Annotated in this window: 9 protein-coding genes; 7 read left to right on the top strand and 2 right to left on the bottom strand. The window is 58.0% G+C overall.

Annotation, left to right across the window (positions count from 1 at the left end):
• Positions 1-55: 55 nt before the first annotated feature.
• On the bottom strand, positions 56-1,147 hold the full coding sequence (locus ADG881_RS14615; protein WP_007149233.1) for a trypsin-like peptidase domain-containing protein: 1,092 nt from the start codon (positions 1,145-1,147) through the stop codon (positions 56-58).
• 311 nt (positions 1,148-1,458) lie between these two features.
• Here ADG881_RS14615 and ADG881_RS14620 point away from each other — a divergent pair, with 311 nt between their 5' ends.
• Together ADG881_RS14620 and ADG881_RS14625 are read left to right on the top strand one after the other, a co-directional pair.
• Positions 1,459-2,214 (top strand): Nif3-like dinuclear metal center hexameric protein, encoded by a 756-nt coding sequence (locus ADG881_RS14620; protein WP_039926893.1) that lies wholly within the window; start codon positions 1,459-1,461, stop codon positions 2,212-2,214.
• 60 nt (positions 2,215-2,274) lie between these two features.
• Positions 2,275-3,150, top strand: a complete 876-nt coding sequence (locus ADG881_RS14625) for a diacylglycerol kinase family protein (RefSeq protein WP_007149715.1) — start codon at positions 2,275-2,277, stop codon at positions 3,148-3,150.
• A 170-nt stretch (positions 3,151-3,320) separates the two neighbouring features.
• Here the strand turns inward: ADG881_RS14625 and ADG881_RS14630 are convergent, their stop codons facing one another.
• Positions 3,321-3,845 carry a YhcB family protein gene (locus ADG881_RS14630; RefSeq protein WP_007150546.1) on the bottom strand — a complete coding sequence of 175 codons (525 nt, stop codon included), beginning with the start codon at positions 3,843-3,845 and terminating at the stop codon, positions 3,321-3,323.
• Positions 3,846-3,961: 116 nt separating this feature from the next.
• Between ADG881_RS14630 and ADG881_RS14635 the strand changes: the two genes are divergently transcribed.
• From ADG881_RS14635 to ADG881_RS14655, 5 genes are all read left to right on the top strand, one after another.
• A complete protein-coding gene (locus tag ADG881_RS14635; RefSeq protein WP_007148620.1) occupies positions 3,962-4,594 on the top strand; it encodes an alpha/beta hydrolase in 633 nt (210 codons plus the stop codon).
• A gap of 131 nt (positions 4,595-4,725) precedes the next feature.
• Positions 4,726-5,808: a cell division protein ZapE gene (zapE, locus tag ADG881_RS14640; RefSeq protein WP_007148983.1), complete on the top strand. Its 1,083-nt coding sequence runs from the start codon at positions 4,726-4,728 to the stop codon at positions 5,806-5,808.
• Positions 5,809-5,973: 165 nt separating this feature from the next.
• Positions 5,974-7,119 (top strand): acyl-CoA dehydrogenase family protein, encoded by a 1,146-nt coding sequence (locus tag ADG881_RS14645; protein ID WP_039926894.1) that lies wholly within the window; start codon positions 5,974-5,976, stop codon positions 7,117-7,119.
• Between the two features lie 211 nt (positions 7,120-7,330).
• Complete coding sequence (locus ADG881_RS14650; protein WP_007150114.1) at positions 7,331-8,560, top strand: OmpP1/FadL family transporter; 1,230 nt, start codon at positions 7,331-7,333, stop codon at positions 8,558-8,560.
• Between the two features lie 321 nt (positions 8,561-8,881).
• Complete coding sequence (locus tag ADG881_RS14655; protein ID WP_007150694.1) at positions 8,882-9,544, top strand: outer membrane protein; 663 nt, start codon at positions 8,882-8,884, stop codon at positions 9,542-9,544.
• The last annotated feature ends 24 nt before the right edge of the window (positions 9,545-9,568 follow it).

Here is a 9,568-nt window from a genome sequence, read left to right on the forward strand (position 1 = left end):
TCAAAGACAGGCATTGTCTGCGTTGTTGCGTGAAGCCTGCCGCGTGTTGCGTCTCTTAGTCCGCTGGTGGGCGAGTGCCGATGACCACGTCCACGGACAGGGGCTGACGGTTGCGGATGACTTCCAGCGTTACGTTATCGTCCGGTTTCATACCGGCGATGCGATTCATGGCTTCGTAGCCGTCGGCCATCACGTCGCCGTCGATTCCCACCAGCACGTCGCCGGGTTGCAGGCCACCTTTATGGGCCGGGCTGTCGACCACCACTTCGGTGACCACGCCCCCGCGCACCTCTTCCATGCCAAAGGTGTCGGCCAGTGAGGGAGTCATATCCTGCACGGTGACGCCCAGATATCCACGAATCACCCGACCGTGTTCGATCAGGTCATTCATGACTTCCTTGGCAATCGAGGCGGGAGTGGCGAAGCCGATGCCCTGCCAGCTGCCGTCCGCAGAAAGGATGGCGGTGTTGATGCCGATCAGGTGGCCGCGGGTATCAATCAGCGCGCCGCCGGAGTTGCCCCGGTTAATCGCCGCATCGGTCTGGATAAAGTTCTCGAAGGTGGCGATGCCCAGGTGGCTGCGGCCGGTGGCACTGACGATGCCCATGGACACGGTCTGGCCCACACCCAGCGGGTTGCCGATGGCCAGTACCACATCGCCCACCTGCACCGGGCCGTTGCCGTTCAGTTCCACTTCGGGCAAGGCTTCCAGGGCGATATGCAAGAGCGCCAGGTCGGTTTCCGGGTCTGTGCCCACTACCCGGGCGGGGGCATCACGGCCATCACGCAGGGCCACCAGAATTTCATCCGCATCGCGGATGACATGATAACTGGTCAGCACATAGCCGCCGTCGTCGACGATCACCCCGGAGCCCAGGCTGCTCAGGGCGCGTTCACGGCGGGGCTGTTCCATAAAGCGGTTGAACAGCGGGTCTTCAGCCACGTCCTCGTTGGTGATGATCTGGGTGGTGTAGATGTTCACCACTGCCGGGGCCGCATGGTTCACCGCACCGGCATAGCTGGCAACGCCGGTGTCGTGTTGTGCGGGCTCGGCGTTGGGGCCCCACTGGTACCACCACAGGGCGACAAGGCCGACGGCCAGGCCGGTAATCACCGGGCCGGCCAGAAAACGAAGCAGTTTGATCACCGGTAATGCCCCCGTTAATGCTGTTCCCCGGTCTCGTCAGGGCCTGGTGAAGGGCGCCCGGCGAGACAAGTGCGGGGTCAGATAGGTAAACTGCGCGCAATAGTAGAACCTGTGAATACTGATTGCTACTGCCGCCTGGCTGTGGGCGATGGCCACATTGCAAGGCTTGGCCCGGCTCTCACCTGCGGTTTACGTGGGAAACAGGATACACCGCACTCTCCCCGAGCGGATTGGCGCGGTGATCCGGGTTCACGGGTTTCGTGACCAAATGGCTCACTTTTTATTGTTCCGACCTTTATCCGGTAGGTGTCATGCTCAAGCGCGATTACATGTTGTCTCTGCTCGATCAGGAACTGGCCACGGACCGTTTCCAGGATTTTTGCCCCAATGGACTGCAGGTGGAAGGCCGGGAGCAGATCCACCGGGTGGTGTCCGGGGTGACCGCCTGTCAGGCCTTGATTGACGCGGCCATTGTGGAAGAGGCGGATGCGATTCTGGTGCACCACGGTTATTTCTGGAAAGGGGAAAGCCAGCAGGTCCGGGGCATGAAGAAGCAGCGCCTGCAGACCCTGTTGCGCCATGACATCAACCTGTTTGCCTATCACCTGCCGCTGGATGCCCACCCCACGCTGGGTAACAATGCCCAGTTGGCGCTCCGTCTGGGGCTGATCACCGAGGGCGGGCTGGATGATTCCCCCCGGCCCATCGGCAATGTGGGGCGGCTGGACAGCCCCATGAGCGCGTCGGAATTTGCCGCTCATGTAGAAGCGGTACTGGGCCGAACGCCCTTGCATATCGGCGATCCCGGCGACGAAATTGAAACCGTCGGCTGGTGTACCGGCGGGGCCCAGGGCTTTATTGAAAAGGCTCAGGCCAAAGGCGTGGACGCCTACCTGAGCGGCGAAATTTCCGAACCGACCACCCATTTTGCCCGGGAAACCGGCATGCACTATTTCGCCTGTGGCCACCATGCCACCGAGCGTTATGGCGCCATGGCACTGGGTCAGTGGCTCAGCGACCATTACGGCATTGAGCATACCTTTATTGATATCGATAACCCGGCCTAGCAGGCAATAGGTTATCCAATAGCCTGCTAAACCGGGAGCAGTACGAGGGTTTCCTGTCTGATGAAAGTCACTGTGATTTACAACCCGACCGCCGGTGGCGGTCGGGAGGCGTTGCTCTGCCGTTTTGTGGCCGAGCTGGAGCGCCAGGGGGCCAGCGTGCGCCTGTATTACACCAAAGGCCCCAACGACGCCACGGACTACCTCAGTGGGCTTTCTGACCAGGGCGATTGCGTGGTGGCCGTAGGGGGCGATGGCACCACCAACGAAGTGCTCAACGGGTTGGCCGCCGGGGTGGCGCTGGGCGTGTTTGCCACCGGCACGGCGAATGTACTGGCCAAAGAGCTGGGGTTGCCGAAAAAGCCGGAGCAGGCCGCGCAGGTGGTAGTGAAGGGCAAAAGCGTATCCGTGACGCCGGCCCGTCTGAACGGCCGGCGGTTTATCATGATGTGCGGCATCGGCTATGACGCCTGGGTGGTCAATGGGGTCAATCTGGGCATCAAGGAGCGCTTCGGTAAACTGGCCTATGTGCAGTCCATGCTTGGTCAGATTAGCCGTTATGGCCAGCGTCACTACAGGGTGGAAGTGGATGGCCGGCCACTGGATTGTTTTTCCGCCATTATCACCAATGGTCGCCATTACGGTGGCAGCTTCGTGTTGAGTAACGAGGCCAATATCCTGCGCCCACAGGTGCAGGTGCTGTTATTCCAGAAGCCCGGCGTGCGGTTTTTACTGCGCTGCCTGATTGCCTTGCTATTTGGGCGTATGGAACGGGTGGATGGTGTGGCCAGCCTGCGAGCCCAGCGGGTGCATATCCGCTGTGAGAACGGTGATGAGCCGGTTCAGGCGGACGGCGACCCGGCAGGTAGCTTGCCTGCGGAGATTGAGGTGGAAGACGCGCCGGTGCCCATGCGGGTAGCGGTCCTGTTTGATTCATAGGGTTTTACGTCAGGCATCCGGCGTCGAGCGTTTGGCAAAGTGCGGAGTAGTAACGATAAGCCAGTCAAACGGCGAGAAGCGCGTTGTTCACTCCAGTACGTGATGAACCATAAAAAAGCCCGCTCAGAGAGCGGGCTTTTTTGTGTTTGCTTGCTGTGATGGAGCGGCAATCAGCCGGGTTTCTTGTCATCCGCCGTGTCGTCATCTCCCTCGGCATAATCCCGGGGCGGCTCGACCACGGTGTCAGGAATCGGGTTATCCGCCACGTCCACCGGCGCAAAGGGGCCGGTGGGCTTTTGCTGCAGGCCAAAGTCTTCCGAGAGCGTGCCCTTGGCGCTGGGGGCATAATCCAGCGGTGGCGCCATGGGTTCGCTATTCTCCTTGTCCGGTGCGGAATCCAGGGATTTGGCCACGGCCCGTTTGCGGCCTACTTCAGAGCAGAGTACCTGGGCGCCCTTGGACAAATGCTCATGCACGGAGCGATACGCCTGGGTCATATCGTTGACCAGATCGGCGGTCTGCAGAAAATGATCGTCCACCTTGTCCCGATAATGATTCAGCGCCTGACGGGCCTCGTCACGGTCACGAATCAGTTGGCCGGCTTGCCGCCGTGCCGGTAACAACCAGAAAAGCAGTCCTGCACCTACTACCACGCCGGCAGCAAAGCACAGCACCCCAGTTGTCAGCATATCCATGGCATACTCCTGTAAGGTATCGCCAAGACGCTGGCGATAACGCTGAGGCTATTGCAGCACAGAGCTGCGCGGCCGCCAAGGGTGAAAGGCGTAACAGGATGCGATAGGAGTAGAAAATGGCAACACAACGGCAAGCCTTATCCGGTCCAGCCGGGCAGCTGGAGGTCGTCGTGGAACAGGGCAGTGACTCGCCACCGTTTGTGGCCATTGTCTGCCATCCGCATCCGCTGTTTGGTGGCACCATGGACAACAAGGTGGTGACCACACTGACCCGCCTGGCCCGGGATGAAGGTGCCGTGGTGGTGCGCTTCAACTTCCGTGGTGTCGGTGAGAGCCAGGGGGCCTATAGCGACGGTATCGGTGAAACCGAAGATCTGTTGGCTATCCACAGCTGGCTGACCCACCAATATCCGCAATTGCCGCTGTGGTTGTCAGGTTTTTCCTTTGGCAGTTTTGTGGCGGCGCGCGGGGCAGAAATTCTCAAGGCCAACGGCATGCCGGCGCGGGAACTGCTGCTGGTGGCGCCGCCGGTGCACCATTACCCGTTTGACGAGATTGAAAATACCGGCTGTCCGGTGACGGTGGTGCAGGGTGAGGACGACGAAGTGGTGCCGGCGGAGCAGGTGTTTCGTTGGGCAGAGCAAACACCCCTGGCCCCCGATCTGGTCCGCTTCCCGGATTGCGGCCATTTTTTCCACGGCAAGCTGGTGGACCTGAAGCAGGTGGCGGCCAGCCACCTGCCGGGCTAGCTTTGCCCTGCGAGTGGATTTTCCCCGGACGGTTGTCAGCTGGCGGCCCCGGCGCTACATTGGCCCGCCCTTGCCGGGCCTGTTTCAGGCCCTGAGCCGGTTTCAACTACACAGTGGCAGGTCCGCGACCCATGACCCCTCTTGAGCAATACAAGGCCGACCTTCAGCGCGATGATTTTTTCCAGGACCCGGCCCAGGAGCGAGCCGTCGCCGCGCTGGACGACCTGTACCATCGTTTGCTGGCGGAACCCTCTTCGGGCGGCCTGTTCGGGCGTTTTCGCAAACCCCGTCCGCTGACGGGGTTGTACATGTGGGGCGGCGTGGGGCGTGGCAAGACCTACCTGATGGATGTGTTCTTCCAGGCGCTGCCGTTCAAGGAAAAGCGTCGCATGCACTTTCACCGTTTCATGCAGAAAGTGCATCGCGAAATGCGTGAGCGCCAGGGGGAAAAGAATCCGCTGATCAGTATCGCCCGCAGATTCGCCAGCCAGGCACGGGTGCTGTGTTTCGACGAATTCTTTGTTACCGATATCACCGATGCCATGATTCTGGCCGGCCTGATGCAGGAGCTGTTCGCCAACGGCGTTACCCTGGTGGCCACGTCCAATATCGAGCCCGATGGTTTGTACAAGGATGGCCTGCAACGGGCCCGTTTTCTCCCTGCCATTGAGTTGCTGAAAGAGCACACCCAGGTAATGAATGTGGACGGGGGGAATGACTACCGCCTGCGCTTGCTGGAACAGGCCGAGCTTTATCACTGCCCCCTGGGAAAAGGGGCCGATGCCTTTCTGCAGGAACGGTTTCAGACCCTGGAGCCGGACCATTCCCGCCACCGGGATCGTGGCAATGTGCTTATTGAAGGTCGCAAGATTGCCACCGTCATCTGTGCGGATGATGTGGTCTGGTTTGAGTTCAAGGAGCTGTGTGATGGCCCGCGCAGCCAGACCGATTACATCGAGATCGCCCGGGAGTTCCACACCGTGTTACTGGCCAATGTGGAGCAGATGGGGGCTGGCAAGGACGACATGGCCCGGCGTTTTATCAATCTGGTGGATGAATTCTACGACCGTGCCGTGAAGCTGGTGGTCGCCGCCGAGGTGCCCATCGAGGACATCTACGCCGGTGGGCGGCTGGATTTCGAATTCGAGCGCACCCGCTCGCGCTTGCAAGAGATGCAATCCTCTGAATATCTGGGCCGTGAACACCGCGCCTGACCAGTTTCCGGCAAGAGGGTCATTGGCCGGGTTTCACAGCCGGGCAGGGGCCTGAGCGTTTCGGTCATTGCCCGATGGCAGCGACAGTGAACATCATGGGGCATTCTGTGCCCCTGCCAGTCCGGCGTTGGGGCCACTCCCGATAACCTGATGCCGGAGAGCATGATGATTCCCCGTACGCTGTTTAGTTCTGACCACGAAACCTTCCGCGATACCGTGCGCAAATTCCTGGAAAACGAAGCCGTTCCCTTCAATGAAGAGTGGGAGCAGCAGGGCGTGGTGCCCAAAGACGTATGGTTAAAAGCTGGCGAACAGGGTTTCCTGTGCCCCATGGTAGGCGAAGAGTACGGTGGTATCGGCGCTGACTTCCTGTACAGCGTGGTGATCAACGAAGAAATTTCCAAGCTGGGCCTCACCGGCATCGGCTGGGGGCTGCACACTGAAATCGTCGCCCCCTACATTGAGCATAATGGCTCTGAAGTACTGAAGCAGAAATACCTGCCGAAAATGGTGACCGGTGAAATGATTGGTGCCATCGCCATGACCGAGCCCGGCGCCGGCTCCGACCTGCAAGGGGTGAAAACCACCGCGGTGAAAGACGGCGATCATTACGTGCTGAACGGCTCCAAGACCTTCATCACCAATGGCCAGAATGCGGATATCGTGATTGTGGTGGCAAAAACCGATCCCACCAAAGGCGCCAAGGGCATCAGCCTGTTTGTGGTGGAAACCGATTCCGAAGGGTTCGAGAAAGGCAAGAACCTGAAGAAAGTGGGCATGAAAGCCCAGGACACCTCTGAGCTGTTTTTCCAGGACGTGCGCGTACCGGCAGAAAACCTGCTGGGTGAAGAAGGGATGGGCTTTGTTTACCTGATGAAGGAATTGCCCCAGGAGCGTCTCGGTATTTCCATTGGTGGTCTGGCCATGGCCGAGTCTGCGTTGGCGCACACCATCGAGTACGTGAAGGAAAGAAAGGCCTTCGGCAAACCGATCGCCGGTTTCCAGAACACCCAGTTCAAGATTGCCGAGATGCACACCAAGCTTGAAGTGGCCCGCGCCTATGTGGACCGCTGCCTGGAACTGCACCTGAAGAAAGAACTGGATATTCCTACTGCGGCGGCTGGCAAATACTATATTACCGACCTGCAATGTGAAGTGATCGACGAGTGCCTGCAGTTGCACGGTGGTTACGGCTACATGTGGGAATACCCGATTGCCCGCATGTTTGCGGATTCGCGGGTTCAGCGGATTTATGGCGGCACCAATGAAATCATGAAGGGCATTGTTGCCAAGGCGGTGTTGGCCGATTAGAGGCATGCCGGTGTTTCACAAAAAGGGCTGCTTCGGCAGCCCTTTTTTTGTGGCTGAAGATTTTACAAATACTGGGGCTAATGGAAAAGTATGAGCCTTTTTCTGGCCTTGCTGTTATTGGCCTAAGTTGTGTATAAGTGGAATCAGATCGAGGAATGATCTGGCGTGTACGCCCATAATTTTAGGACATTCAGGAAGAGGGAGAGCAACAATGAAAAAAACAGGTGCGCTACTTATCGGTTCCGCTCTGGGACTGGCAGCCGGCCAGACCATGGCCAGTGGTTTTGGTGTGTCTTATCAGTCCGTCTCTGCGATGGGTACGGCCTATGCGGGTGCAGCGGTACTCAGCGAAAATGCCTCAAATCAATGGTACAACCCGGCGACGTTGGCTGGGCTGAAAAAGACAGAGTTGTCTCTGGCGCTGCACCAGGTATGGGTAGACACCAACTTTGAAGCTGATGGTGCGGCAGGCCCTGGCAATCTGGATGATATTGAGCCTTTCGTTGGGAGTGGTTTTCTTGCGGTCCCGATTGGCGAAACCATGACGTTTGGTCTGGCGATAACATCGCCTTTTGGTACGAAAGTGGAATATGAGAACAATTGGGGTAATGCGCTGTCCCCGGTTGGCCCTTTCTCCGGTGACTTCTACTCCACAGAATCTGACCTTCAAACCATTAATATTAACCCGTCGTTGGGTATTCAGTTGACCGATAATCTGAATGTGGGGCTTGGTGTTAGTTACCAGACTCTCGACGCTGATATCGAGAATGCCGGTACCCGTCTTGAAGGTGATGATGACACCTATGGCTGGAATCTGGGCTTGACCTACAGCCCGGACGATAACAATCACTTTGGTGTTGCCTACCGTTCCAAGATGAAGTTTGAAGTGGATGGTGATATCACCTTTAAGCCTGCTGTAGCAGGGCCTTTGGCTGGCACCTATTCCGGTTCGGCTGATGTGGATCTTCCTGCTTCGTTGCAGTTGTCCTATGCAGGTGATCTCTCTGACCGGACACAGATCCTGTTGGGTGTGGAATGGATGGAGTGGAGTAGCCTGGATGAGCTGTCCATTGATCATGTTGCTCCTGCTCCGCTCCCCAACCCTGCAGTAGAAAACTTTGATTGGGAGAACACTGCGCGTTATTCCCTGGGCCTGCGCCATGGGGTTAGCGAGTCTACGGTGCTACGTTTCGGCGTGGCGATGGAAGAGTCCACTCAGGGAACCGACAATCGTTCTGCTATCTCTCCAGACTCTGAAAAGGTTTGGGCGACAATCGGTGCGGGCTTCGAGCCGATGGAAAATATGCTGATTGATGTGGCGTACGCTCATGTATTTGTAGATGACGCAGATATTAATCGTGTAGATAAAGGTGTGCCATTGCTCGGCACCTACGAGCTGGATGCCGATATCATCGGTGCTCAACTGAGCTATCGCTTCTAAAACAAGCGCAATAGTGAAAGCAGAAAAAGCGAACCTTCGGGTTCGCTTTTTTTTGGCTTTCGGTTTGACTCACACCAGACACTGGAGCTGTGCCATGGGATTTTCGTGGCCAGGTTCATCGCGTCGATAAATCCGTAATACGATTCAATCGGGATTCGTATCGCTGGGCCAGCGTCTGCGTCATGCAAGCATGGCTTCCCGGAAACGCCTGACGTTTGTGGGGCAGAGGGCGGGGTATGGCGAAGCCGTGCCGATGTACGCGAATCACTTGGGTGGTGGTATGCTGCCAGAGAAAAGCCAGATAGATCACAGGGGCACGGGATGAAACGAGTTGTATGGGGTGGCATGGCATGCCTTTTATCACTGCCGGCATTGGCGGAAATTCCCAATAGTTACCGGGCGGAGCGCTGGGAAGGCAGCTTTCGTGTGATTGGCCTTGAGGGGCAGTCATTCACGGGGGATGGCGGGTCTCAAGCGAAGGTGGATGACGATATCGGGTTTGGTTTCGATATGGCCTATAACCTGGATGAAAAGCTGTCGCTGGGGTTTGCGCTGGAGTGGGTGGATACGGATTTCAGGACTACCACGCAACCGGTGGCCGGGGGCAGCGCCTTTGATGGCCGTGGCGACCTGGAAATGACCACCATGAACGTGAACGGCACCTACCATTTTTTCCGCAAGGCGCTAACGCCCTATGTGCATGGAGCGATGGGAGCCACTTACCTGGATACCAATGTGCCCACTGGGCCGTCGACGCCGGTGTGCTGGTGGGATCCGTGGTGGGGCTATTACTGCGGGCTGGATACGCCGACTCTGAACGATACGGTATTCAGCTATGAAGTGGGCGCAGGTGTGCGCCTGGATGTGAATGATCAATTCTTCATGCGTGGTGGCTACAGCCAACAGTGGCTGGATGTGGACCGCAGCGCAGGCACGGTTGATCAGGGCCTGTGGCGTTTCGGTTTCGGGATGCTGTTCCAGTAGTCCCCTGTATGACGCCTGTCGTGT

Source organism: Alcanivorax sp. DG881 (genome assembly GCF_000155615.1).
Taxonomy (GTDB): domain Bacteria; phylum Pseudomonadota; class Gammaproteobacteria; order Pseudomonadales; family Alcanivoracaceae; genus Alcanivorax.

Coding starts and splice junctions, on each gene's coding strand:
- ADG881_RS14635 (WP_007148620.1), top strand. CDS start 3,962: ATGGCAACACAACGGCAAGCCTTATCCGGTCCAGCCGGGCAGCTGGAG.
- ADG881_RS14625 (WP_007149715.1), top strand. CDS start 2,275: ATGAAAGTCACTGTGATTTACAACCCGACCGCCGGTGGCGGTCGGGAG.
- ADG881_RS14650 (WP_007150114.1), top strand. CDS start 7,331: ATGAAAAAAACAGGTGCGCTACTTATCGGTTCCGCTCTGGGACTGGCA.
- zapE (WP_007148983.1), top strand. CDS start 4,726: ATGACCCCTCTTGAGCAATACAAGGCCGACCTTCAGCGCGATGATTTT.
- ADG881_RS14630 (WP_007150546.1), bottom strand. CDS start 3,845: ATGGATATGCTGACAACTGGGGTGCTGTGCTTTGCTGCCGGCGTGGTA.
- ADG881_RS14655 (WP_007150694.1), top strand. CDS start 8,882: ATGAAACGAGTTGTATGGGGTGGCATGGCATGCCTTTTATCACTGCCG.
- ADG881_RS14620 (WP_039926893.1), top strand. CDS start 1,459: ATGCTCAAGCGCGATTACATGTTGTCTCTGCTCGATCAGGAACTGGCC.
- ADG881_RS14645 (WP_039926894.1), top strand. CDS start 5,974: ATGATTCCCCGTACGCTGTTTAGTTCTGACCACGAAACCTTCCGCGAT.